This is a genomic window from Qipengyuania aquimaris (genome assembly GCF_009827445.1).
GTDB lineage: Bacteria > Pseudomonadota > Alphaproteobacteria > Sphingomonadales > Sphingomonadaceae > Qipengyuania > Qipengyuania aquimaris.
In genome coordinates, this window is the sequence record NZ_WTYI01000001.1 from 1,047,877 (window position 1) to 1,070,700 (window position 22,824).

The following is a 22,824-nucleotide window of genomic DNA, read 5'->3' on the forward strand; positions in this document are numbered from 1 at the left end:
AGATGGCCAATTTCCTTATCGTCGAAGCGCGTTTCTACGACCATCTGAACGACATGCTCGTTGCAGGCGCGACTGCGGCGCTCGAAGCTGCGGGCCATTCGGTCGAAGTGCTGACCGTCCCCGGCGCTCTCGAAATTCCGGGCGCGATTTCCATGGCAGCCGACAGCGGACGCTACGACGGCTTCGTCGCTATCGGCGTAGTCATCCGGGGCGAAACCTATCACTTCGAGATCGTTGCGGGCGAGAGCGCACGCGGGATCATGGCACTGACCATGGATGGCATCGCCATCGGTAACGGCATCATTACCGTCGAGAACGAGGAGCAGGCGCTCGCGCGGGCCGATTCAAGCCGGAAGGACAAGGGCGGCGAGGCTGCAAAGGCAGCTATTGCCCTGCTCGAACTCCAGGGCCGGTTTGCAGGTTAGGACGCCCCGTCGAGCATTTCGGTCAGTCCCAGTGGGGCAAACCGCCCCATGATAAGCTGTTCGAATATACCGATCCCGCTCCTGCCGTCGCTGCCGGTTACCCGGATCGGGATTTGCACGTGAATGTTTTCCGGCTTTAGCGGGTCAAGCGTCGCAAGATCGATGTCCTCACGTGATACCCGCAATGGTCCATGGTGCAGGCCATGGCCCCACTCGGGGTGCGTATAGCCGATCCCGCGCATCTGGAACCGGCCGAGCGGTTCGAAGGTCACCTGCTCCGGTGCGCCCTTCAGGGCGAGCGATAGCGTGCCCCCCGATGGCCAACGAGTGTCAGGGGCGAGCCGGGTTCGCATGCTCCCCACTCCCTCGTTGATATCGCGGGCGTCGGCTCCGTCCGGGGCCCATGCCGCACGGGTATTCCACGCCTCTCCATGCTCGTCGTTATTCACATGGAAGAACAGGCTGCCATCGTCGAAATTGATTGGCGTCCACTGCCAGAAAAACCCGGGCAATTGATGGCCGGGTATCGGCTGAGGATCGCTGGCACCGATCGGTCGAATTCCCCAACTGCGGTCGCGTGTTCCCGCAGTCCCCTGCGCTAGGGAGTGGCGCTCCCCGTCGAGCGAAATCCAGCCCGTAAGGTGCCCGTTCTGCGTCATGCGCGTGCAATCCATGAACGCTCGCGGGCCGAGCCGATGGGTGAAACGCGGTTCCTCGATTGGGAATGCACGACCGGTGAAAGTGAATTCGGCGGCGATGCCTTCGGTTTCCTCGACCTTCACTTTCAATGCATGCAAGGGTTCGACGATTTCGATGGAAATGGGTCCGCAGCTCAAGGCCATGCGTTCCATGCCCATTTCGGCCGAGGCGTGAACGCAATGCTGCGTATCGCCTCTGATGAAGCTGAAGTGCGCATCGACGATGTCGAGTTGTGGGTAAATCCCGAATGCCAGGGCAAAGAAACCGCTGCCGTCGGGCGCATAGCCATTGAAGAAATAGCGGTCGTAGAAATTCCGGTCCGTGCCCGAATAGGCGATCGGTTCGGGCGTCTGATGGATCGGATAATCGTCCCCGCGCGATAGAACCATCAATTCGCCTCCTTTAACGCCGCTATGCTGTCATGCCGAAGTGCCATCGCGCAAGCGCCGCGCGCCATCGACAGGAAATTTGCATCGCCCCGCTCGGTCCTCTCGACGAATGCCGCGCTGAAGACTGCGGTCGAAACACCGTGCAGTATCCCTGTGCGAAAGTCGGTAGCAATGTCCGCGCGGCTCAGATCGACGCCACGAGCCTTCATGTCGTAGAGGTAGAGATCGAGCAGTTCGTCCTCGTGCTCGAGGCCGAGGTCGCCGATGCCGCAGCCCATGAAATATCCGATGTCCGTCATCGCTTTGCCGACCGTGACTGTCTGCCAGTCAAGGATCGCAATCGGCTCCGCTCCGCCGTGGATATCGAACAGCATGTTATCGAGCCGGAAATCCCCATGCACCAGGCACTGGGGATCGCCGTTCCTTTGGTGATATAGGGACGACACTTCGGCGAGCTCGTCGCACAGAGCCATGTATTCCGGCTCGAGCTGAGAGGCGTACCTTTCGCGAAACACCGCTTGCGCCTGCGGGTACATCGCCGCGATCTTTTCTCCCAGGTCGGGTGCGGGCTGAATCCAATCGGCCGAAAGCAGGTCCTTGTTGCCCCAGCTGGGCGCGTGAATTGCAGCCGCCTGCCTGATGGCAGCCTTCGCGTCGTCAAGCGAGCATCCCCGGATCTGGTCGCCCTGCCGGGCCGGTCCAAGATCTTCGAAGATCAGGCAAAACCTTTGCCCGTTGTCACAAACATCAGCGAAATGAACCTTAGGCACCCTGACATCCAGCTCGGGTGCTGCCTCGCGATAAAAGTGAACTTCTTTGCTATAGAGTCCGAATAGCGCCGCCGTTGCGCGGCTGGTCTCGTCCGCTGCAGGAAACTTGGCGGCGAGTGTCGCAGGAACGCGCCCGCCGACATCCGGTCCTTGCAGCGCAATCCGGACACTGTCGCCGACTTGTCCGGTGCCGATCGGTGTCCAGCCAAGGTCGGTTACTTCCGTCCCGAGCAACTCACTGAGCCAGGCCGCAGTAATGTCGTCCGGGTGACCCGGAATATGGTCCATGCGAAAACTGCCCTCTCCCTAGGTAGGAAAGGCTAGCCAGACCATCACCGCATGGCAATCTGCATCGTGCATTCCTGTCCACCGAAATGCACGACACGACACACGACGCCCGGCTCGCCGCAATCATAGATCAGCTCGAACACTGTTTAATCCAGCTCGACGCACTGGAGGTGCGCGGCGCGGCTCTCCGACTCGATCACGCTATCGAAGAGCTGCGCAGCGCCAGGGAGCGCAGGCTTGGGTCTCAGCCGAAGCAGGAGCGCCCGGCGTAGACTGCGCTATCGCCCAGCTCTTCCTCGATCCGGATCAGCTGGTTGTACTTGGCAAGCCTGTCCGAACGGGCGAGCGAGCCGGTCTTGATCTGTCCGCAGTTGGTGGCGACCGCCAGGTCAGCGATGGTCGCGTCTTCCGTCTCGCCGGAACGGTGCGACATGACCGCAGTATAGCCCGCGCGATTGGCGATGCTTACTGCATCGAGCGTTTCGGAAAGCGTGCCGATCTGGTTGACCTTGACCAGCAGCGAATTGGCTAGGCCCTGTTCGATGCCGTCAGTCAGGCGCTGGGGGTTGGTCACGAAAAGATCGTCGCCCACCAGCTGCACCTTGTCGCCGACGAGGTCGGTCAGGGCCTTCCAGCCTGCAAAGTCGTCTTCGCCCATACCGTCCTCGATCGAGCGGATGGGATAATCGGCACACAGCTTTGCAAGATACTCGGCCATTTCGTCACCCGTCAGCGCGAGGTTCTCGCCCGAGATCATGTATTTGCCGTCCTTGAAGAATTCGGTCGAGGCGCAGTCGAGCGCCAGGACCACATCGTCTCCGGGCGTGAAGCCGGCCTGCTGGATCGAGCCCGTGATGAAATCGAGCGCGTCGCGCGTGCTAGCAAGATCGGGTGCGAAGCCGCCTTCGTCGCCCACTGCCGTCGCGAGACCTTTCTGCGAAAGGTTCTTCTTCAGTGTGTGGAAGATCTCCGCACCCCAGCGCACCGCTTCGGCAAGGCTGTCGGCGCCGACCGGCATGACCATGAATTCCTGGATGTCGATAGGGTTGTCGGCGTGTTCGCCGCCATTGATGATGTTCATCATCGGCACGGGCAGCACATGGGCCGAGACACCGCCGATGTAAGAATAGAGCGGCAGGCCCCGCGCATTGGCGGCCGCTTTGGCGACAGCCATGCTGGTGCCCAGGATCGCGTTCGCACCCAGGCGGCCCTTGTTGGGCGTATCGTCCAGCGCGATCATGGCGAGGTCGATGTCCCGCTGGTCCTCGGCATCGAAGTTGCCAATGAGCAAATCGCTGATCTCGCCATTTGTGGCGTCCACTGCCTTGAGGACGCCCTTGCCGAGGTAACGGTCCTTGTCGCCATCGCGCAGTTCCACTGCTTCGTGGGCGCCGGTCGATGCGCCCGAAGGCACGGCGGCGCGGCCGAAACTGCCGTCTTCGAGCAGCACATCCACCTCGACCGTGGGATTGCCACGGCTGTCAAGAATCTCGCGGGCGTGAATGTCGATGATGGCGGTCATTTCGGAACAAACTCCTCGGCGGGGTGTTGTAATGGTATAGGACACCACTAAATCGGTGTACGGGCAGCGCTGTATTCGCCGGAACATGTCGGCGCAAGCGACGTTGCAAAAAGGAATACCGGGCCTCGTCTGTAGTCCCGGATGAATACGAATTGACGGGAAGGACGAGGCTATGGCCGAAGAAAACACATCCACTGGCTCCAAGAAGCGAGCCATTACCGCACCCAAGAAATCCACCACCCGCAAGGCGCCCAAGAAAACCGTGGCGAAAAAGGGTGTAGCAAAGGAGAAAGCTCCAGTGACCAACACAGCAACCAGCAACACCACCGAAAGCACCAACCCGCACCGCGCAGAAGCCAAGAGCCGCTTCAACGCAGCGCTTGAGGAAGCCAAGGCTGGTGCAGCCGCCCTTCGTGCCGAAGGCAAGGAACGCGCCACCGCAGTGCGCGGCCAGGCCGCCGACAAACGCGAAGACTGGGTCGGCGAAGCCAAGGCGTATGGCGCGGAAGCACGCGTGAAAGGCAAGGAACTCGCCACCGAAGGCAAAGTGAAAACCAGCGAAGGTCTGCGCGCCCTGAGCCGTACGATCAGCGACAACGCCTATCAGGTCGATGAAAAGCTTGGCGCCAAGTATGGCGAATACGCCCGTTCCGCTTCGACCGCGCTTGAAGACTACGCCGGCAAGCTCGACGAAAAGAACGTCGACGACCTGGTCGAAGACGGTCGCGAATTCGTCCGCAAGAGCCCCGGCCTCGCGATCGGTATTGCGGCTGCGGCAGGTTTCGTGCTTTCGCGCATTTTCCGTCGCTAATCGGTGAGCAAGGGGGGCTCGATGCTCGAAGAAGAAGAGCGCGACAACGCGCCGTATGATGGTCCGGTAGACTTGCCGGACGATTATGAGCCCGAAGAAGAGCACGACGAAGCAGTCGGCCCTTCCCTAGCCGACGATGTCATCGCGCTGCTTGAAGACGGCAAGACTTATGCCGAGGCCGAAATGGCCTACCAGAAGAGCCGCGCGGGATTTGCAGCAAACAGGATCAAGGGCGCCATTGCCTTCGGGCTTGGCGCCTTTGGCGTTCTCCACCTCGCCTTGATCGCCATGACTGTGGGATTGGTGATCGCACTGGCGCCCATCGTCGGCCCGTGGATCGCGACTGCTATCGTTACGATTGCTCTGGTCGCAATCGGCATTCTCTTCCTCAGCCTGTTGAAAGCACGGATCGACGAGGTTCGCGACGCTTTTTCGGAAGACAATCATGAGTGATCGCAAGGCACAGATGCTGGCCGACCGCCACTTGCGCAATTCTGCCAAGGCGCTGGTCGATGCCGACGTCCAAAACCTGAAAACGACCTTCCGCGGAAAGTCGCTTGGAGAACGCGCAATGGATCGCGTCCGTGAGGGCGCAATCGACGTCTACGAAGAAGCCGTGGAGGTTGCCGAGAACAATAAGGGTGCACTTGCCGCCCTGGTCGCAGCAATCGCGGTCTGGTTTGCGCGTAACCCGATCCTTTCCATCTTCGGCCTCGAGCCAGAAGACGACGAAGAGACAGCGCAGAACGACGAGTAGGCGGAACGACCGCCCCCCTCAAATCGTTGACTCCACGAACACAAATTCCGGAGAAAACTCATGGCAGACAACGCCACCACCAACGTCACCCCGATCAGCGCCGATAGCCAGCTAAGCGACGAGCAGAAGCGTGAGCGTCTTCGCAAGCGGATCGAAGCTGGCGAAAAGCGCAATGAAGAACGCAGCTTCGCCGACCAGGCGAAGGACGTTGCAGACAGTGCGGTCGACTTCGCCAAGAAGCACCCCGTCGCAACCGTCGCCGGTGCAGTCGTGGTAGGACTCGCCATCGGCGCAATGACGCGCAGGGGCCGCGAGCTCGGTCGCCGCGGCGGATCGCTCGCTTCCTATGCAGCGGATGCGGCGCTCGCCTACGGCCTCTCGATCATCGACGAGGTCGGCGACAAGTTCGAAGACTACAGCGATGCCGCAGGCACGCAGGCACGCAGGCTCAAGCGTGATACAGCCTATCGTGCCGATTCGCTCGGCGATGCGCTGAGGTCCGGTGGTCGCAAGGCGAGCCGCAAGTCCTCGCGCACTGTGCGCGATCTCAAGGCACGCGTCGGTCGCTAAGACATAAGTAGCAGTTCGATGCCAAAGCGGCGCGACGGGTTTTCCTGTCGCGCCGCTTTCGCTATGGGCGTCGCAAATCTCCTCCCCAAGATTGGAAAACAAACATCATGGAAGAAAAAGAGAGTAAGCAGACGCTCTACCTCGTCATGGGCGGCCGTGTGACCGACCCGCGCAGCGTGACCTTTAGCGATCCCGAGAGCATCCACGTGGCAGGCGTCTATTCGACTTACGAAAATGCCGAAAGCGCATGGCGCGGCAATGCCCAGCGCACGGTCGACGATGCCGAGATGAAATACGTCATCGTACACCTGCACAAACTGCTCGACCCGGAAGCCTGACACAGCCGTGGCCTATTCGATCCGGCCATACCAGGATTCGGATGCCGAGGCTCTGGCGTCGGTCTGCAGGGCCGCGATCAAGGGCATTGGACCCGAAGCCTATTCGGACGAACAGGTGGATGTCTGGCTATCGCGGCACCCTGGTGCCGAACTTTATCGTGAACGAGTAAATAATGGCGCTACGATCTTCGTCGCCGCCAATGAAGCAGACGATCCGGTCGCCTATGCGTTGCTGGAGCCGGACGGGCATCTGGATCACCTCTACAATGATCCGGCGCACACCCGCAAAGGACTGGCGCTGAACTTGCTGGCGACTGCATCGCTCTTCGCCAAGCACCACGGCATCACTCGCCTCTACACCGAGGCGAGCGACCTCGCCCGCCCCTCATTCGAAGAGGCAGGTTACGTGGCTACAGAAAAGCGCGAGTTCGAAATCGACGGTGTGCCGATCCACAACTGGGCGATGGAAAAAGCCATCGACTGACGGCGTGTCGCCTCAGATGAATTCGATCTTGTCGATCAGGTAGAACTTGTCGCCCGAAGGAACCGTCACTTCGACCTCTTCCTCCACCTGCTTGCCGATCAGCGCGCGAGCAATCGGCGAAGTATACGAAATCCGGCCCTGGGCAGCATCTGCTTCGGTCTGGCCGACGATCTGGTATTTCACCGGTTTGTCGTCTTCGTCGAGCAGGGTCACGGTCGCTCCGAAAACGATCTTGTCGCCCGAAAGCGTGCTCGGGTCGATAATCTGTGCGCGGCTGATCTTGTCTTCCAGGTCGCCGATCATGGCCTCGACCTGCCCCTGACGTTCTTTCGCGGCGTGATATTCGGCGTTTTCAGAAAGATCGCCATGCGCGCGCGCTTCCTCGATCGCGTCGACGATCCTCGGCCTTTCGGCACGCAGCACCTTCAGATCGGCAGTGAGCTTCTCGTAGCCCTCGGCCAGCATCGGCACTTTATCCATGGAACCCCAAATCCTTCCTGCTTGCCCTGCCCCCCCGGGACAATTCGAACCCAGCCGCAGGAAAAGCGGGCCTTGGAATGTTCGTATGTCGGGAAGGTGGGCGTGTGTTCTTGTCAGCTATAATAGTCTTGCAATGAACGCACTTCAAGCTGCTCGGTGGAAACCTCTGCAATCGCCCGCGCCGCAGCTAGGCTGGCTGCCGCCGTCGTGTAGTACGGAACCTTCTTTTCGAGGGCCGCCACACGGATCGACTGGCTATCCAGAAGCGACTGCCAACCCTCGGTAGTGTTGAAGATCAGGTCCACTTCACCGTCGATGATCGCATCGACGATGTGCGGGCGACCTTCGGCCACCTTGTTGACTGGCTCGACGTTCAGACCCTGCTCCACCAGGAAGCGCTGCGTCCCGCCCGTCGCGATGACGCGGAAGCCCTGCTCCAGCACGGTCGCGACTGCGGGGAGGATGACTTCCTTGTCGCTGTCCTTGACCGACACGAACAGCGTGCCGCCTTCGGGAAGGATCATGCCCGCACCCAGCTGCGACTTCAGGAACGCCGCCGGGAAATCGCGGTCGATCCCCATCACCTCGCCGGTGCTCTTCATCTCAGGCGACAGGACCGGATCGGAACCTGGGAAGCGGCTGAAGGGGAATACGGCTTCCTTCACCGCCATGTGGTCGGGCCGCAGGTTGAACGGTTCGAAATTGGAAAGCGGTTCGCCCGCCATGACGCGCGCGGCGACCTTGGCGACGGGCTGGCCGATGGCCTTCGCCACGAAGGGCACGGTTCGGCTGGCGCGCGGATTGACCTCGATCAGGTAGACCCCGCCGTCCTTCACCGCGAACTGCACGTTCATCAGGCCGCGCACGTCCAGCGCCTCTGCCAGGGCGGTCGCCTGGCGCTCCATCTCCTCGACGATGTCGTCAGGCAGACTGTAAGGCGGAAGGGTGCAAGCGCTGTCGCCCGAGTGGACGCCGGCTTCCTCGATGTGCTGCATGACGCCGGCGATGCGCACTTCATTGCCATCGGCAATCACATCGACGTCGCATTCCACCGCATCGCGCAGGTACTGGTCGACCAGCACGGGGCTGTCGCCGGACACGTTCACTGCCGTGTTGATGTAGTCATCGAGCTGCGCTTCGCTGTCGACGATCTCCATCGCGCGGCCGCCGAGGACGTAGCTCGGGCGGAGCAGGACCGGATATCCGATCCGCGCGGCGACGGCTGCGGCCTCGTCCCGGCTCTTGGCGATGCCATTGTCCGGCTGCATGAGATCGAGCTTCGAAACCAGCTTGGCGAAACGTTCGCGGTCTTCGGCAAGGTCGATTGCATCGGGCGACGTGCCGAGGATCGGGATGCCTTCGCGTTCGAGCGCAGCGGCCAGCTTGAGCGGGGTCTGCCCGCCGAACTGGACGATCACGCCCACGACTTCACCTTTGGACATTTCGACGCGAAGGATTTCCAGCACGTCCTCTTCCGTCAACGGCTCGAAATAGAGGCGGTCGGAGGTGTCGTAGTCGGTCGAAACGGTCTCGGGGTTGCAATTGACCATGATGGTCTCGAACCCGGCTTCGGCAAGCGCGAAGCAGGCGTGGACGCAGCAATAGTCGAACTCAATGCCCTGCCCGATCCGGTTCGGGCCGCCGCCGAGGATGACGATCTTCTTGCGATCGCTCGGCTCCGCCTCGTCCTCGGGCTCCCCGAAGCTGGGCGCTTCGTAGGTAGAGTACATATACGGCGTGACGGCCTCGAATTCGGCCGCGCAGCTGTCGATGCGCTTGAAAACGGGGTTCACGCCGAGCTTCTGGCGCAGCTTGCGCACTTCCTGTTCGCTGGTGGCGCCGGCCATGGCGCGCAAAGCGTCATGCAGTAGGCCGGAGCGGCGGGCCTGCGTTTCCGCCATGCCGCCGGCAACGCCGACCGAACGGACCGCCAGCGTGGCGAGGCGCTTGTCGGAGAAGCCCATGGCTTTGAGGCGGCGCATCTCGGCCGCATCGCGCGGCAGGCCGTTGTGCCCAAGCATCTGCTCTTCGTAGATGATCGCTTCGATCTGGCGCAGGAACCACGGGTCGAAACCGGTGATCGGCTGGATTTCATCAACGGTGAGGCCTTCGCGGAAGGCCTGCGCGATCTTGAGGATCCGATCGGGCGTGCGCTGCGAGAGCGCCGCGGTGATCTTGTCGCGGCTCACGCCTTCCAGTTCGGGGACGCGGTTGAACCCGTCGAGGCCGGTTTCGAGGCCACGCAGTGCCTTCTGCATGCTCTCGGCAAAGCAGCGACCGATCGCCATGACCTCGCCCACCGACTTCATGGCCGTGGCGAGTTCAGCCTTCGCTCCCTTGAACTTCTCGAATGCGAAGCGCGGGATCTTGGTGACGACATAGTCGATGGTCGGCTCGAACGAGGCGGGCGTTGCGCCGGTGATCTCGTTGTCGATTTCGTCGAGCGTGTAGCCGACCGCCAGCTTCGCCGCGACGCGCGCGATCGGGAAGCCGGTCGCCTTGGATGCCAGCGCCGAGGAGCGCGAGACACGCGGGTTCATCTCGATCACGATCAGGCGGCCATCCTTCGGATTGACTGCGAACTGTACGTTCGAACCGCCTGTTTCCACGCCGATTTCGCGCAAAACCTCGATAGAGGCAGTGCGCATGATCTGGTATTCCTTGTCGGTCAGCGTTAGCGCCGGTGCTACGGTGATGGAATCGCCCGTGTGCACGCCCATCGGATCGACGTTTTCGATCGAGCAGATGATGATGCAATTGTCCTTGCGGTCGCGCACCACCTCCATCTCGTATTCTTTCCAGCCGAGCAGCGATTCCTCGATCAGGACTTCGGTGGTGGGCGATGCGTCGAGGCCTTCGCGCACGATGCGCTCGAACTCGGCCTTGTTGTAGGCGATGCCCCCGCCCGTCCCGCCGAGCGTGAAGCTCGGGCGGATGATGGAGGGCAAACCGGTGCGTTCGAGCACTGCAAAGGCCTCGTCCACCGTGTTCGCGATACCGCTGCGGGCGCTTTCGAGGCCGATCTTGTCCATCGCCTCGCGGAAACGCTGGCGGTTTTCCGCCTTGTCGATGGCGTCGGCCTTGGCGCCGATCATCTGGACGCCGTACTTCTCCAGCACACCCAGCCCGTCGAGCTTGAGCGCGCAGTTCAGCGCGGTCTGCCCGCCCATTGTCGGCAAGACCGCATCGGGTCGTTCCTTCTCGATGATCTTGGCGACGATTTCCGGCGTTATCGGCTCGACATAAGTCGCGTCGGCCATTTCCGGATCGGTCATGATCGTGGCAGGGTTGGAGTTGACCAGGATGACCCGGTATCCCTCCTCCTTCAGCGCCTTGATCGCCTGCGTGCCGGAATAGTCGAACTCGCAAGCCTGGCCGATGATGATCGGACCGGCGCCAATGACGAGGATCGAGGAGATGTCAGTGCGTTTGGGCATCAAAGGTGCTTTCTAGCCAGTTCAGCAAGCTGTTCGACAGCTTCTTTGCTAAGCCGCAATGTCTGAGAGACCTTCCCAGGAATCTCTCTGTCAGCCGAACCCACAGTGTTTATTTGGAGAAACTTTTCGCCGTCTTGGCCCTGTATGGACCAGCCACCGTGCGTTTCCGAGTGACGAGCGTTTGCCTTTAAATCAAGTTCATCGATTTTCCGGATAATAGCCATTACGTCGCTCCCAACATCCCCACGAACTTCTCGAACAGGTAGAAGCTGTCCTGCGGCCCTGGGCTTGCCTCGGGGTGGTATTGCACGCCGAACGCCTTCTTGCCCTTGATCGAGATGCCGCAATTGGTGCCGTCGAACAGCGAGACGTGGGTCTGCTCTACGCCATCCGGCAGGGTGTCGACATCGACCGCGAAGCCGTGGTTCATGCTGGTGATCTCGACGAGGCCTTCGCTGGCGCCCCACTCTCCGCCGACACGCTGGACGGGGTGGTTGGCGCCGCGGTGGCCCTGGAACATCTTGGCGGTCTTCGCGCCCGCCGCGAGGCCGAGCATTTGGTGACCGAGGCAAATGCCGAACAGCGGCACGTCGGCATCCAGCAGGCCCTTGATCACCGGCACGGCATATTCGCCGGTTGCCGACGGATCGCCCGGGCCGTTCGAGAGGAACACGCCATCGGGCTTCAGCGCCATGACCTCGTCCAGCGCGGTTCGTGCGGGCACGACAGTGACCTTGGCTCCCGCCTTCACGAGATTGCGGAAGATATTGTCCTTAGCGCCGTAATCGATAGCGACGACGTGCGGTTTGTCAGCAGTACCCTCGGTATAACCGAAGCCGAGCTGCCAGTGACCGCCCTTCCAGTCTTCCTGCCCTTCGCGGGTCACACCGGGGACGAGGTCGAGGCCTTCCAGCCCGCTCCATTCGGCGGCCTGCTTCTTCAGCGCCTTCATGTCGAACTCGCCGCGCGGATTGTGCGCGATGACCGCATTCGGTGCGCCGTTGAGGCGAATGCGGCGGGTCAGCGCGCGCGTGTCCACGCCCGACAGGCCGATCTTGCCGTGGGCGGTCATCCAGTCGACAAATTCCTGCTGTGCGCGGAAATTGGACTGCGGCGTGACTTCCTGGCGCACGATGCAGCCGACGGCACCGAGCCCGCGGCTTTCGTGGTCTTCCTCGTTCGCACCGACATTGCCGATATGCGGGAAAGTGAAGGTGACGATCTGGCTGTCGTAGGAGGGATCGGTCATCACCTCCTGGTATCCGGTCATCGCCGTGTTGAAGCACACTTCGCCGACGGCCGATCCGGAAGCGCCGAAGCCCTTGCCCCAGATGCAGGTTCCGTCCGCGAAGACGAGGACTCCCGTCGCGCCTTTGGGTTGCGCGTGCGAGAATGCGGGCAGGGCCATGGGGGCTCTCCGAGTCAGGGGTTTCCGGCGATGTCGCTAAGCCATGGCCGCTATAGGTGCTGCGCCTCCCCGTCAAGCGGAACACTTGGCTTTGCGTCAGCTTGCCTTACATGGGACCCGAACCATCCACAGTTTAGCGTTAAGAGGCCTCATGCTCCGCGAAAAGATCCAGACCGAAACCGTCACTGCCATGAAGGCCAAGGACAAGGAGCGCACCGCCGCGCTCCGCCTGATCGGTGCGAAGATCAAGGATCGCGATATCGAACTGCGCACTTCGGACAAGAAGCCGGAGGATGACGAGCTCGTTACCGACGTGCTGATGAAAATGGCCAAGCAGCGCCGCGAATCGATTGCCATGTACGAAGACGGCGGCCGGCAGGAACTGGCCGACAAGGAAAAGGCCGAACTCGTCGTGATCGAGGAATTCCTGCCCAAGCAGATGAGCGAGGACGAAACCCGCGCCGCCATCGCCCAGATCAAGGCCGATACCGGTGCCGAAGGCATGAAGGACATGGGCAAGGTCATGGGCGAATTGAAAGCCCGCCACGGCGCAACGCTCGATATGAGCAAAGCCAGCGGCCTCGTGAAGGAGGCGCTGTCGTGAAGCGCCTTTTGCTGATTGCCGCGCCATTCGCCCTCGCCGCCTGCGGTTCGAGCGAGCCCGAACCCGCGCCGACGCTCACGCCAACGCCTGCGCAGCCGCGCACGCTGGTCGCCGCCGATCTCGACCTGTCGACGCTGGGTGCGAAGATTGTCGGTCCGCAAGGGCCCGAGGTCGAAACGATCCTAAGCGCAGGCAGCGCACAGATCGGCGAGATGGTCAGCTTCGTCGCGTGCCCCGAAGGCGTTGAAACCTGCGAGCCTGGCCAGATGCCGGAAGGCACGATCTATACGTACGTCCACCAGGTGACCCTCGACGGCGTAAGTACTGCTCAGCCTGAAGCAGGTCCCGAAGTGGTCGAAGCGCCGCCTACCCTGTTCAGGACCACCGAGCGCGCCCACGGCTTCAACGGCTCGCTGGGCTATTCGCGCAGCCAGGCGCAGGCCGCTTTCGGTAGCGAGGAGGCAATCGGCGTAACGATCGACGATGGCCGTCTCATATGGAGAGTTGTCGACGGGCAGAGTTGGCGGGAAAACGCCACCGTCACTGTTTGGTGGCAGTCGACTGAGCCTCCCGCTGGTCCTTCCGATGCGTTCTTGCTGGAAGTCCTGGGCGATCAGGCCGTTGCGCGAGGACCCTTCCCGGCGGAAGAAAAACCGGCAACGGAAGTGCCCGCCAACTAGCGGCTTTCGCCTTCAGGCAGTAGGGAGAGGAGATGGCCCTCTCACCCCAATGGCTGGATGAATTGCGCATGCGGACGACCCTGTCCGCCGTGATCGGCCGCACCGTGCGCCTGACCAAGGCGGGGCGTGAGTTCAAGGCGTGCTGCCCGTTCCACAATGAGAAGACGCCCAGCTTCTACGTCAATGACGAAAAAGGCTTCTACCATTGCTTCGGGTGCGAGGCGCATGGCGATGCCATCCGTTGGCTGACCGACCAGCGCGGCATGCCCTTTATGGATGCGGTCAAGGAACTGGCGGCGGAAGCGGGCATGGAAGTCCCTGCCCCCGATCCCCAGGCCGCCAAGCGCGCCGAAAAGCGCGCCAGCCTGCACGACGTCACGGCAGCTGCGCAGGACTGGTTCGTCAATAACCTCCGATCAGCCGACGGCGCGCAGGCAAGAAGTTATCTTGGTAGGCGCGGGTTCTCGGACTCGATCATCCGGGAATTCGGTTTCGGATATGCTCCACAGGACAGGCAGGCCTCGAAAGCGGCCTTGTCGCGCTTTAAGGAGCAAATGCTGATCGAAGCCGGCATGCGGATCGAGGTCGAGGGCAAGGATCCCTACGATCGCTTTCGCGCGCGGCTCATGCTCCCGATCCACGATGCGCGCGGCCGGGTCATCGCTTTCGGCGGACGCATTCTCGATAGCGACAGCAATCCCAATGCGCCCAAGTATCTCAACTCGCCCGACACCCCGCTCTTCGACAAGGGCCGCACGCTCTACAACTTGCACCGCGCCGCGCCCGCGTCTCGCCAGACCGGGCGGATTATCGTTGTCGAGGGGTACATGGACGCGATCGCACTGGCGAACGCCGGCATCGCGGAAGCCGTCGCACCGCTCGGCACGGCCCTGACCGAGAACCAGATCGAGCTCCTGTGGCGGCAAGTCGAGCGGCCGATCCTGTGTTTCGACGGTGACAATGCCGGGCAAAGGGCGGCCATGCGCGCCATCGAACGTGCCCTCCCCATGCTGCGTCCCGGGCATTCACTCTCCATCGTCAGACTGCCTGCCGGAATGGACCCCGATGACCTGATCCGCGAGAAGGGCGTGTCTGCCATCGAAGAGCTGCTCTCCAGCCCGGCAAGCCTCCTCGACACTTTGTGGGAGTTCGAAAAGGCCGCCGCGCCCCTGACTTCACCGGAAGAGAAAGCCGGGTTGAAAGCGCGCCTGATGCATCACGTCGAGGCCATCGAGCATCCCGACATCCGGGCGCTCTACAAGCGCGAATTGACCCAGCGGTTCTCCGACTTCGCATTTCCGCCCCGCCCCCAGCGCGAATTCAAACCACGTGGGGAATGGAAAAAGGGAAGCTTCAAAGCACCTTCTCCCCAACTTTCGGCCGATGCCGAGCGGCGCTTGAAAAGAGCGATCGAAGGCGGGTCGCGTGATACACTGGCGAGCGCTGTAATCCACGGAATGCTGCGCCATCCGGGCGAGATCGCCCGCCATGAGGCGGCGCTCGCCCGCGTGGCACAGAGTGACCGAAATGTCGGTTCGGCGATAGATTCGCTTCTTGCCGCAGCGGAAACGCTTGATTCGCGCGCGCAATCGCCCATATCGCTACCCGAAGGCCTACCCGCCCCACCGGCTAACATCCGTTTCGCCTTTCTTGATGAAGGCACCGACCCGGTAGATGCGCGCGAGGAACTGGCCGAAGCCGTGTCTCTGCTGGTCGAAAGGCCGGCACTCGAAGCCGCGTTGGCAGCAGCGACCGCGCGTTTCGAGAGCGACCCCGAAGGGGCTTTCGTCGAACAGCAGCAATTGCTGAAACGGAAGCTGGAATTCGAGGCGCGACTCGGGCAAATGGCAAGCCGCAAGGCCGCTTCGGCGACCGCAAAAGATTCAGATGCCGCACAGGACCCGGAACCTGGCAGCGGCGCAAGTACGGACTGATTGCTCTTTATGGCCACCAAGACCAAGTCGGGCGACAAAGACGACGCACCGCTGATCGATCTCAACGAAGCGTCGGTCAAAAAGCTTCTTACCAAGGCGAAGAAGAAGGGCTACGTCACCTATGACGAGCTCAACGACGCCTTGCCCCAGGGCGAGATGAGCTCCGACCAGATCGAAGACATCCAGTCTGCCCTGTCCGAAATGGGCGTCCAGATCGTCGAGAACGACGAGGATGCGGAGCAGGAAGACGAAGTCGAAGAAATCGCTCCGGCGCCTTCTTCGGGGGAGAAAGAGCCCGCCAAGAAGCCGACCGGGCCGAAGAAACTGGCAGCTGGCGAGCGTACGGACGATCCGGTCCGCATGTACCTGCGCGAAATGGGCGCGGTCGAGCTGCTCAGTCGTGAAGGCGAAATCGCCATTGCCAAGCGCATCGAGTCCGGGCGCGACATGATGATCATGGGCCTTTGCCAGAGCCCGATCACCTTCCACGCTATCATCCAGTGGTCCGAAGCGCTCAATGCCGAGGAAATGCAGCTGCGCGAGATCCTCGATCTCGACGCCATGCTCTCCAAGGAACCGCCGGCAGACAAGCTGAACGACGACGCCGAAGACGATGATGACGACGGCGAAATCTCGGAAGAAACCGCCGGCCCGACCATTCGTGACGAAGACGACGACGATTCCGAGGAATCGGAAGACGAGGACGGCGAAGAAGGTTCGAAGAAGGACGACGAAGAGGAAGAGGACAACACCATGTCCCTTGCTCAGATGGAAGCCGCCCTCAAGCCGGACGCCATCGAACGCTTCGCCCGTATCGCAGACCTGTTCGGCAAGTTTGAAAAGCTGCAGACAGAGCGCGTCGAAGTTCTCGGCCGCGGTGACGATTTCCCGGCCGCAAAGGAAAAGAAGTACGAAGCGCTTTCGGAACAGCTTACTGCCGAGGTGGAGAGCGTCCAGTTCCACGCGACCAAGATCGAATTCCTGGTCGACAATCTCTACGCCTTCAACCGTCGCCTGACCGCTCTCGGCGGCCAGATGCTCCGCCTGGCGGAACGCCACAAGGTCAAGCGTGTCGACTTCCTCGATTCCTATATCGGGAACGAGCTCGACGACACGTGGATGGACGACAAGGTCAAGAAGGATAAGAAGTGGGCCGCCTTCGCCGAGAAGGAAGCCGATGCGATCGACCGCATCCGTGCGGAAATCGCCGATATCGCCGGCGCTACCGGCATGGCCCTGCCCGAATTCCGTCGTATCGTGAATATGGTCCAGAAGGGCGAACGCGAAGCGCGTATCGCCAAGAAGGAAATGGTCGAGGCTAACCTGCGCCTCGTCATCTCGATCGCGAAGAAGTACACAAACCGCGGCCTGCAGTTCCTCGACCTCATTCAGGAAGGCAACATCGGCCTGATGAAGGCGGTCGACAAGTTCGAATACCGTCGCGGCTACAAGTTCAGCACCTACGCAACCTGGTGGATCAGGCAGGCAATCACCCGCTCGATCGCCGATCAGGCACGCACGATCCGCATCCCGGTCCACATGATCGAGACGATCAACAAACTGGTCCGCTGCTCTCGCCAGTTCCTGCATGATCAGGGCCGCGAACCGACGCCCGAAGAGATGGCGGAGAAGCTCTCCATGCCGCTCGAGAAGGTGCGCAAGGTGATGAAAATCGCCAAGGAACCGATCAGCCTCGAAACGCCCATCGGCGACGAGGAAGATTCGCACCTTGGCGATTTCATCGAGGACAAGAACGCGATCATCCCGGTCGATGCAGCGATCCAGGCGAACCTCAAGGAAACGGTCACCCGCGTCCTTGCTTCGCTCACCCCGCGTGAGGAACGCGTTCTGCGCATGCGTTTCGGCATCGGCATGAACACCGACCACACGCTCGAAGAAGTCGGCCAGCAGTTCTCCGTTACGCGCGAACGTATTCGGCAGATCGAGGCAAAGGCGCTGCGCAAGCTCAAGCATCCGAGCCGCAGCCGCAAGATGCGCTCCTTCCTCGACCAGTAAAATTTGCCGCTCAATCGGTGATTTCAGGTTCGGCCCGCTGGCAATCAGCGGGCCGTTTCCGTAAGGGGATGGCCATGCGTATCGCTATTGCCTCCGACCACGCCGCGATCGACCTGAAGGCCGAACTGCGCGATTGGCTCATCGAACAGGGACACGAGGTCGCCGACCTCGGCCCGGACACGACCGACAGCGTCGATTACCCCGACTTCGGCTTTAAGCTGGCGAGTGTCATAGCCGATGGCACGGCAGAGCGCGGCATTGCCCTGTGCGGGTCGGGCATCGGGATTTCGATGTCCGTCAATCGCAATCCCGCCGTGCGCTGCGCGCTTGTGTCCGAGCCTCTCTCGGCTTCGCTGTGCCGCGAACATAATGACGCGAACTGCATCGCGATGGGCGCGCGCCTCACAGGTAGCGATATGGCCAAGGCCTGCGTGACCGCATTCCTCGAAACCGAATTCGCAGGCGGGCGCCACCAGCGCCGCGTCGACAAGCTCTCCAACCCGGAAAACTGATCATGGCAACCCAGGCAGCACACACCCAACGCGACCCGATGGACCGTTTCTGGCACGACACGCTGGAACAGGCGGATCCTCAAGTTCACGCAGCGATCCGCAACGAATTGGCCAGGCAGCAGGACAAGATCGAACTGATCGCAAGCGAGAATATCGCCTCGACGGCCGTGCTCGAGGCTACCGGCAGTGTCTTCACTAACAAGTATGCGGAAGGCTACCCGGGCAAGCGCTATTACGGCGGGTGCGACTATGCCGATGTCGTGGAAACGCTGGCAATAGAGCGGGCCAAGCAATTGTTCGGCTGCAACTTTGCCAATGTTCAGCCCAATTCCGGCAGCCAGATGAACCAGGCCGTTTTCCTGGCCCTGCTGCAGCCTGGCGATACTTTCATGGGTCTCGACCTGAACTCGGGCGGTCACCTCACCCACGGCTCGCCGGTCAATATGAGCGGCAAATGGTTCAATCCGGTCAGCTACGGCGTTCGCAAGGACGACGAGCTGATCGACATGGACGAGGTGATGGCGACGGCAAGGGAGCATAAGCCCAAGCTCATCATCGCAGGCGGTACCGCATACTCGCGCGTGTGGGACTGGGAAGCATTCCGCAAGGTAGCCGATGAAGTCGGCGCGATCCTGATGGTCGACATGAGCCACATTTCCGGCCTCGTCGCCGGCGGCGCCCACCCCTCGCCCTTCCCCCATGCCGATGTCGTCACCACGACCACCCACAAGAGCCTGCGCGGACCGCGTTCCGGCGTCATCCTGTGGAACAACGAAGAGCTGACCAAGCCGCTCAACATGGCCGTATTCCCGGGCATGCAGGGCGGTCCGCTGATGCATGTGGTCGCAGCCAAGGCGGTCGCATTCGGCGAAGCCCTGCGTCCCGATTTCAAGGACTATGCGCACCGCGTCGTCGAAAACGCCCGCGCTCTTGCCCGCGGCATCGAGGCGAACGGCCTGCGTGTCGTTTCCGGCGGCACGGACAACCACTCCATGCTGGTCGACCTCACTGCAAAAGACGTCACTGGCAAGGCAGCCGAAGCCGGTCTCGACCGCGCCTGGCTCACCTGCAACAAGAACGGCATACCTTACGACACGCGCAGCCCCTTCGTGACAAGCGGCATCCGCCTCGGCACGCCAGCAGGAACTACGCGCGGCTTCGGACCGGCGGAGTTCGAAACCATCGGCAAGCTGATCTGCGAAGTCGTCGACGGCCTTTCGCGCAATGGCCCCGAAGGCGACGGCCAGGTCGAAGAAAGTGTGCGCGCTCGCGTGTCCGAACTGTGTGCGAAATTCCCGGTCTACCCGGGCCGCTGAGGAAACAGACGATGGACGACAAGGAACCCAAGCACCAGGACCATGACCTGCTCCCCGACGCGCGGGACGAGCTCAAGGCAATGATGAAGGAAGGGGGCGATCATCCTTCGACCGCGCCCGTCCTAACCGGGGCGGCCATCGGTGCGGTTGCCGGATGGGTCCTGCCTGTGGTCGGACCGGTCATCGGCGGCGTCGCCGGTGCCGGCCTGATGCTCTATAAGCGCCTGAGACCGTAAAATGCGCTGTCCTTTCTGCGCTTTCGACGACACCCAGGTTAAGGATAGTCGTCCGACCGAGGATTCGACCTCGATCCGCCGTCGCCGCCAGTGTTCCAGTTGTGGTGCGCGTTTTACCACCTTCGAACGCGTGCAATTGCGCGAAGTGACCGTGGTCAAATCCGGCGACCGGCGCGAAGCGTTCGAGCGCGCGAAGCTTGAACAGTCGATTTCCCTCGCCTGCCGCAAGCGCGATGTGTCGCCAGAACGGATCGACCAGCTCGTCTCCGGCATCCAGCGCCAGGTTGAAACCGCCGGCGAGGCCGAAATCGCATCGCAGCGTATCGGCGAAATGGTCATGGACGGACTGCGCCAGCTGGATTCGGTCGCCTATATCCGCTTCGCTTCGGTCTATCGCGACTTCAGTGAAGCCCGCGACTTCGAAGAATTCGCAAGCACAGTCCAGGAAGCCGCAGCCAATGAGCGGGGCTGACCTCCGCAAGCCGGTTATCGTTCTCGTCCGGCCCCAGCTTGGCGAAAATATCGGCAAGGCGGCGCGCGCCATGCTGAATTTCGGGCTTTCCGAACTGCGATTGGTCGAACCGCGCGACGGTTGGCCCAATCCATCGGCCGGTCCCGCCGCATCTGGCGCGGATATCGTGCTTGAAAATGCACACGTCTTCTCCACCACCGCCGAAGCCGTGGCCGATTGCGCCCATGTCTACGCCACCACCGTTCGCAAGCGCGGCGTGACCAAGCCCGTCGTGACACCGGAAGAAGCGGCCTCCGAAATTGCAGTCGCAGCCGGGCGCAGCGCGATTCTCTTCGGTCCGGAACGCTCCGGCCTCGAAACCGAGGACGTGGCGCTTGCCCGCGCAATCCTGACCGTTCCGATTAACCCCGAATTCGGATCGCTCAATCTCGCGCAGGCGGTGATCCTTTGCGCCTACGAGTGGAGCAAGCACGAAACGCTGGCCCAGCCGACGCAGGAAGACCTCTTGCCGCCTGCCCCCCAGGAAGAGCTGGAAGGTCTGATCGGCCACCTCGAAAGCATGCTGGAGCCGAACGGGTATTTTCTCCCCGAAGCTCGCGCCGATTCCACGCGGCGGACCTTGCGCGGTGTCCTGACCAAACCGGGCTGGAACCACCTTGAGATACGTACACTTCGTGGAGTGCTGTCATCGCTTCAGCGAAAACGTCGCGAAAATTGATTGCAAACTCATCGACAGTTCATGCTGTCATGAATATGCGCGGCACCGAACCTTTAGAAAACACAAGGATTTACTATGCGTTTTGCAGCGATTGCCGCTGGACTGAGCTTTCTTGCCGTTCCCGCCCTTGGCGGCCAGCCTGACGCGTCGACGGAAAACCGCACGCCGGCTTCCGAAGCTGACGCGAAGAAAAAGAACGAGAAGGTGTGCAAATATATCCGCACCGATATGAGCAGCCGCCGCAAAGAGAAGGTCTGCATGACCGCCGCCGAATGGATCGAATTCAATCGCGGCGAATAGGGCCGCGCCGGATCAGCCCTTGAGGCGGTCCCATTCACCCAATTCGTAGGCGATCGAGGTTTCTACGAGATCGTCCCAGATTTGCGCGATCTTCCCTGCCGGAAGGTCGCGCTTTTCTGCATCGGCGCGCGCGTTTTCAATGACTTCGGTCTTGCGCGCTTCGTCGCGGACGACTTTGCGATCGGTCTTGATGCGCGCTGCCGCCCGCATGTAGCCGAAGCGGCGGTCGAGCAATTCCATCAGCTCGCGATCGGTCGTATCGACGCCGGTGCGCACTTCGCGCATATCTTGGCAGTCTTCGGGCAGCTTGAAATCGGCAGGCTTTGAGGTGTCCATGGCCGCGCCGAATGGCGAAGCCAGACGCACTTGTCGAGCGCAAACCAAACCCTCTCTCGACATTGGCAATTCTCCCCGTCATGGAGGCGCCATGGCAAGCACGGCAAATACCTTCCGCAACCAGCCCGACGAACGCGGGCATTTCGGCGATTACGGCGGCCGCTATGTGGCGGAAACGCTCATGCCGCTGGTCCTCGATCTCGAGCGTGAATATCGCAAGGCGCAGGCCGATCCGGAATTCCAGCGCGAGTTCGACGACCTGCTGGAACATTACGTCGGCCGCCCCTCCCCGCTTTATCACGCGGAACGCCTGACAGAGGCGCTTGGTGGAGCGCAGGTCTGGTTCAAGCGAGACGAGCTCAATCACACCGGCGCGCACAAGATCAACAATTGCATCGGGCAGATCCTGCTCGCGATCCGCATGGGCAAGACCCGCATCATCGCCGAAACGGGCGCGGGCCAGCATGGCGTCGCAACGGCAACCGTCTGTGCGCGTTTCGGCCTGCCCTGCGTGATCTACATGGGTGCGGAAGACGTCCGCCGGCAATCACCCAATGTCTTCCGGATGAAGCTTCTCGGCGCGGAAATCGTGCCCGTCACCAGCGGACGCGGCACGCTCAAGGACGCCATGAACGAAGGCCTGCGCGACTGGGTCGCGAATGTGGAAGACACCTTCTATATCATCGGCACTGCGGCCGGTCCCCACCCCTATCCGGAAATGGTCCGCGACTTCCAGAGCATCATCGGCAAGGAAGCGCGCGCGCAGATGCTCGACCGTATCGGTCGCCTGCCCGATCTTGCCGTGGCGTGCATCGGCGGCGGTTCGAATGCGCTCGGCCTGTTCCATCCCTTCCTCGACGACCGTGAGGTCAAGCTGCTGGGTGTCGAAGCGGCAGGTCACGGCCTCGACGGCGACGAACATGCGGCCAGCCTCCTCGGTGGCTTCCCGGGCGTACTCCACGGCAACAAGACCTACCTGTTGCAGGACGAGGATGGCCAGATCACCGAAGGCCACTCGATCAGCGCCGGTCTGGACTATCCAGGCATCGGCCCCGAACACGCCTGGCTCAAGGACACGGGCCGCGTCGAATACACCGCCGTCACCGACGAAGAGGCGCTTGAGGCTTTCCAGCTCCTGTGCCGCACCGAGGGCATCATCCCGGCGCTTGAGCCCAGCCACGCCATCGCAGCAGTCGCGAAGCGGGCGAAGGAGATGCCGAAGGACAGCGTGATCCTCGCGAACCTGTGCGGACGCGGCGACAAGGACATCTTCACCGTCGCTGAAAGGTTGGGAGTGGAGATGTGACTGGGTGACAGAAAGG

Annotated in this window: 26 protein-coding genes; 18 read left to right on the forward strand and 8 right to left on the reverse strand. The window is 61.7% G+C overall.

Features of this window, described 5'->3' with window-relative positions:
• Positions 1–2 precede the first annotated feature (2 nt).
• Complete coding sequence (gene ribH / locus GRI34_RS05135) at positions 3–425, forward strand: 6,7-dimethyl-8-ribityllumazine synthase (protein WP_160595029.1); 423 nt, start codon at positions 3–5, stop codon at positions 423–425.
• Here the strand turns inward: ribH and GRI34_RS05140 are convergent.
• The 3 genes from GRI34_RS05140 to eno form a co-directional block, all read right to left on the reverse strand.
• The gene (locus GRI34_RS05140; protein ID WP_160595030.1) at positions 422–1,513 is read right to left on the reverse strand and encodes a hypothetical protein; all 1,092 of its coding nucleotides are present in this window, start codon (positions 1,511–1,513) and stop codon (positions 422–424) included. The genes ribH and GRI34_RS05140 overlap by 4 nt on opposite strands.
• On the reverse strand, positions 1,513–2,571 hold the full coding sequence (locus tag GRI34_RS05145; RefSeq protein WP_160595031.1) for an aminoglycoside phosphotransferase family protein: 1,059 nt from the start codon (positions 2,569–2,571) through the stop codon (positions 1,513–1,515). Before GRI34_RS05145 ends, GRI34_RS05140 begins: the two co-directional genes overlap by 1 nt.
• Before the next feature lie 244 nt (positions 2,572–2,815).
• Positions 2,816–4,093: a phosphopyruvate hydratase gene (gene eno / locus GRI34_RS05150; protein WP_160595032.1), complete on the reverse strand. Its 1,278-nt coding sequence runs from the start codon at positions 4,091–4,093 to the stop codon at positions 2,816–2,818.
• A gap of 172 nt (positions 4,094–4,265) precedes the next feature.
• On the opposite strand from eno, the gene GRI34_RS05155 reads away from it, so the two are divergent.
• The 6 genes from GRI34_RS05155 (at position 4,266) to GRI34_RS05180 (ending at position 7,053) form a co-directional block, all read left to right on the forward strand.
• On the forward strand, positions 4,266–4,904 hold the full coding sequence (locus GRI34_RS05155; RefSeq protein WP_199800114.1) for a hypothetical protein: 639 nt from the start codon (positions 4,266–4,268) through the stop codon (positions 4,902–4,904).
• Positions 4,905–4,925: 21 nt separating this feature from the next.
• Positions 4,926–5,357: a phage holin family protein gene (locus tag GRI34_RS05160; RefSeq protein ID WP_160595033.1), complete on the forward strand. Its 432-nt coding sequence runs from the start codon at positions 4,926–4,928 to the stop codon at positions 5,355–5,357.
• Positions 5,350–5,661: a hypothetical protein gene (locus GRI34_RS05165; RefSeq protein ID WP_160595034.1), complete on the forward strand. Its 312-nt coding sequence runs from the start codon at positions 5,350–5,352 to the stop codon at positions 5,659–5,661. The genes GRI34_RS05160 and GRI34_RS05165 overlap by 8 nt, the downstream gene beginning before the upstream one ends.
• 60 nt (positions 5,662–5,721) lie before the next feature.
• Positions 5,722–6,231 carry a hypothetical protein gene (locus GRI34_RS05170; protein WP_160595035.1) on the forward strand — a complete coding sequence of 170 codons (510 nt, stop codon included), beginning with the start codon at positions 5,722–5,724 and terminating at the stop codon, positions 6,229–6,231.
• A gap of 107 nt (positions 6,232–6,338) precedes the next feature.
• Positions 6,339–6,569, forward strand: coding sequence for a DUF4170 domain-containing protein (locus tag GRI34_RS05175; RefSeq protein ID WP_160595036.1), 231 nt, complete (start codon positions 6,339–6,341; stop codon positions 6,567–6,569).
• Positions 6,570–6,576: 7 nt separating this feature from the next.
• Complete coding sequence (locus GRI34_RS05180) at positions 6,577–7,053, forward strand: GNAT family N-acetyltransferase (RefSeq protein ID WP_160595037.1); 477 nt, start codon at positions 6,577–6,579, stop codon at positions 7,051–7,053.
• Positions 7,054–7,065: 12 nt separating this feature from the next.
• Here the strand turns inward: GRI34_RS05180 and greA are convergent, their stop codons facing one another.
• The 4 genes from greA to carA form a co-directional block, all read right to left on the reverse strand.
• The gene (greA, locus tag GRI34_RS05185) at positions 7,066–7,533 is read right to left on the reverse strand and encodes a transcription elongation factor GreA (RefSeq protein ID WP_160595038.1); all 468 of its coding nucleotides are present in this window, start codon (positions 7,531–7,533) and stop codon (positions 7,066–7,068) included.
• A gap of 113 nt (positions 7,534–7,646) precedes the next feature.
• Positions 7,647–10,970 carry a carbamoyl-phosphate synthase large subunit gene (carB, locus tag GRI34_RS05190; RefSeq protein WP_160595039.1) on the reverse strand — a complete coding sequence of 1,108 codons (3,324 nt, stop codon included), beginning with the start codon at positions 10,968–10,970 and terminating at the stop codon, positions 7,647–7,649.
• Positions 10,970–11,194, reverse strand: a complete 225-nt coding sequence (locus GRI34_RS13265; protein ID WP_234028151.1) for a hypothetical protein — start codon at positions 11,192–11,194, stop codon at positions 10,970–10,972. The genes carB and GRI34_RS13265 overlap by 1 nt, the downstream gene beginning before the upstream one ends.
• Positions 11,194–12,378: a glutamine-hydrolyzing carbamoyl-phosphate synthase small subunit gene (gene carA, locus GRI34_RS05195; RefSeq protein ID WP_160595040.1), complete on the reverse strand. Its 1,185-nt coding sequence runs from the start codon at positions 12,376–12,378 to the stop codon at positions 11,194–11,196. Before carA ends, GRI34_RS13265 begins: the two co-directional genes overlap by 1 nt.
• Before the next feature lie 151 nt (positions 12,379–12,529).
• Between carA and GRI34_RS05200 the strand changes: the two genes are divergently transcribed.
• From GRI34_RS05200 to GRI34_RS13190, 10 genes are all read left to right on the forward strand, one after another.
• The gene (locus GRI34_RS05200; RefSeq protein WP_090482949.1) at positions 12,530–12,982 is read left to right on the forward strand and encodes a GatB/YqeY domain-containing protein; all 453 of its coding nucleotides are present in this window, start codon (positions 12,530–12,532) and stop codon (positions 12,980–12,982) included.
• Positions 12,979–13,662, forward strand: coding sequence for a hypothetical protein (locus GRI34_RS05205; protein WP_160595041.1), 684 nt, complete (start codon positions 12,979–12,981; stop codon positions 13,660–13,662). The genes GRI34_RS05200 and GRI34_RS05205 overlap by 4 nt, the downstream gene beginning before the upstream one ends.
• Positions 13,663–13,694: 32 nt before the next feature.
• The gene (gene dnaG / locus GRI34_RS05210; RefSeq protein WP_160595042.1) at positions 13,695–15,596 is read left to right on the forward strand and encodes a DNA primase; all 1,902 of its coding nucleotides are present in this window, start codon (positions 13,695–13,697) and stop codon (positions 15,594–15,596) included.
• A gap of 9 nt (positions 15,597–15,605) precedes the next feature.
• Positions 15,606–17,612, forward strand: a complete 2,007-nt coding sequence (gene rpoD, locus GRI34_RS05215) for an RNA polymerase sigma factor RpoD (RefSeq protein WP_160595043.1) — start codon at positions 15,606–15,608, stop codon at positions 17,610–17,612.
• Positions 17,613–17,686: 74 nt separating this feature from the next.
• The gene (gene rpiB, locus GRI34_RS05220) at positions 17,687–18,124 is read left to right on the forward strand and encodes a ribose 5-phosphate isomerase B (RefSeq protein ID WP_160595044.1); all 438 of its coding nucleotides are present in this window, start codon (positions 17,687–17,689) and stop codon (positions 18,122–18,124) included.
• A 2-nt stretch (positions 18,125–18,126) separates the two neighbouring features.
• Positions 18,127–19,440 carry a serine hydroxymethyltransferase gene (glyA, locus tag GRI34_RS05225; RefSeq protein WP_160595045.1) on the forward strand — a complete coding sequence of 438 codons (1,314 nt, stop codon included), beginning with the start codon at positions 18,127–18,129 and terminating at the stop codon, positions 19,438–19,440.
• Positions 19,441–19,451: 11 nt separating this feature from the next.
• Positions 19,452–19,676, forward strand: coding sequence for a hypothetical protein (locus GRI34_RS05230; RefSeq protein ID WP_160595046.1), 225 nt, complete (start codon positions 19,452–19,454; stop codon positions 19,674–19,676).
• A gap of 1 nt (position 19,677) precedes the next feature.
• A complete protein-coding gene (gene nrdR, locus GRI34_RS05235; RefSeq protein WP_100258923.1) occupies positions 19,678–20,148 on the forward strand; it encodes a transcriptional regulator NrdR in 471 nt (156 codons plus the stop codon).
• Positions 20,135–20,866, forward strand: a complete 732-nt coding sequence (locus tag GRI34_RS05240; protein ID WP_160595047.1) for an RNA methyltransferase — start codon at positions 20,135–20,137, stop codon at positions 20,864–20,866. The genes nrdR and GRI34_RS05240 overlap by 14 nt, the downstream gene beginning before the upstream one ends.
• A 75-nt stretch (positions 20,867–20,941) precedes the next feature.
• Positions 20,942–21,166, forward strand: a complete 225-nt coding sequence (locus tag GRI34_RS13190) for a hypothetical protein (RefSeq protein ID WP_199800115.1) — start codon at positions 20,942–20,944, stop codon at positions 21,164–21,166.
• Positions 21,167–21,178: 12 nt separating this feature from the next.
• Here the strand turns inward: GRI34_RS13190 and GRI34_RS05245 are convergent, their stop codons facing one another.
• Positions 21,179–21,502 (reverse strand): chorismate mutase, encoded by a 324-nt coding sequence (locus GRI34_RS05245; protein WP_160595048.1) that lies wholly within the window; start codon positions 21,500–21,502, stop codon positions 21,179–21,181.
• Between the two features lie 91 nt (positions 21,503–21,593).
• Between GRI34_RS05245 and trpB the strand changes: the two genes are divergently transcribed.
• Positions 21,594–22,808 carry a tryptophan synthase subunit beta gene (trpB, locus tag GRI34_RS05250; protein ID WP_160595049.1) on the forward strand — a complete coding sequence of 405 codons (1,215 nt, stop codon included), beginning with the start codon at positions 21,594–21,596 and terminating at the stop codon, positions 22,806–22,808.
• Positions 22,809–22,824 lie beyond the last annotated feature (16 nt).

Coding starts and splice junctions, on each gene's coding strand:
- ribH (WP_160595029.1), top strand. CDS start 3: ATGGCCAATTTCCTTATCGTCGAAGCGCGTTTCTACGACCATCTGAAC.
- GRI34_RS05140 (WP_160595030.1), bottom strand. CDS start 1,513: ATGGTTCTATCGCGCGGGGACGATTATCCGATCCATCAGACGCCCGAA.
- GRI34_RS05145 (WP_160595031.1), bottom strand. CDS start 2,571: ATGGACCATATTCCGGGTCACCCGGACGACATTACTGCGGCCTGGCTC.
- eno (WP_160595032.1), bottom strand. CDS start 4,093: ATGACCGCCATCATCGACATTCACGCCCGCGAGATTCTTGACAGCCGT.
- GRI34_RS05155 (WP_199800114.1), top strand. CDS start 4,266: ATGGCCGAAGAAAACACATCCACTGGCTCCAAGAAGCGAGCCATTACC.
- GRI34_RS05160 (WP_160595033.1), top strand. CDS start 4,926: ATGCTCGAAGAAGAAGAGCGCGACAACGCGCCGTATGATGGTCCGGTA.
- GRI34_RS05165 (WP_160595034.1), top strand. CDS start 5,350: ATGAGTGATCGCAAGGCACAGATGCTGGCCGACCGCCACTTGCGCAAT.
- GRI34_RS05170 (WP_160595035.1), top strand. CDS start 5,722: ATGGCAGACAACGCCACCACCAACGTCACCCCGATCAGCGCCGATAGC.
- GRI34_RS05175 (WP_160595036.1), top strand. CDS start 6,339: ATGGAAGAAAAAGAGAGTAAGCAGACGCTCTACCTCGTCATGGGCGGC.
- greA (WP_160595038.1), bottom strand. CDS start 7,533: ATGGATAAAGTGCCGATGCTGGCCGAGGGCTACGAGAAGCTCACTGCC.
- carB (WP_160595039.1), bottom strand. CDS start 10,970: ATGCCCAAACGCACTGACATCTCCTCGATCCTCGTCATTGGCGCCGGT.
- GRI34_RS13265 (WP_234028151.1), bottom strand. CDS start 11,194: ATGGCTATTATCCGGAAAATCGATGAACTTGATTTAAAGGCAAACGCT.
- carA (WP_160595040.1), bottom strand. CDS start 12,378: ATGGCCCTGCCCGCATTCTCGCACGCGCAACCCAAAGGCGCGACGGGA.
- GRI34_RS05200 (WP_090482949.1), top strand. CDS start 12,530: ATGCTCCGCGAAAAGATCCAGACCGAAACCGTCACTGCCATGAAGGCC.
- dnaG (WP_160595042.1), top strand. CDS start 13,695: ATGGCCCTCTCACCCCAATGGCTGGATGAATTGCGCATGCGGACGACC.
- rpoD (WP_160595043.1), top strand. CDS start 15,606: ATGGCCACCAAGACCAAGTCGGGCGACAAAGACGACGCACCGCTGATC.
- rpiB (WP_160595044.1), top strand. CDS start 17,687: ATGCGTATCGCTATTGCCTCCGACCACGCCGCGATCGACCTGAAGGCC.
- glyA (WP_160595045.1), top strand. CDS start 18,127: ATGGCAACCCAGGCAGCACACACCCAACGCGACCCGATGGACCGTTTC.
- GRI34_RS05230 (WP_160595046.1), top strand. CDS start 19,452: ATGGACGACAAGGAACCCAAGCACCAGGACCATGACCTGCTCCCCGAC.
- nrdR (WP_100258923.1), top strand. CDS start 19,678: ATGCGCTGTCCTTTCTGCGCTTTCGACGACACCCAGGTTAAGGATAGT.
- GRI34_RS05240 (WP_160595047.1), top strand. CDS start 20,135: ATGAGCGGGGCTGACCTCCGCAAGCCGGTTATCGTTCTCGTCCGGCCC.
- GRI34_RS13190 (WP_199800115.1), top strand. CDS start 20,942: ATGCGTTTTGCAGCGATTGCCGCTGGACTGAGCTTTCTTGCCGTTCCC.
- GRI34_RS05245 (WP_160595048.1), bottom strand. CDS start 21,502: ATGGACACCTCAAAGCCTGCCGATTTCAAGCTGCCCGAAGACTGCCAA.
- trpB (WP_160595049.1), top strand. CDS start 21,594: ATGGCAAGCACGGCAAATACCTTCCGCAACCAGCCCGACGAACGCGGG.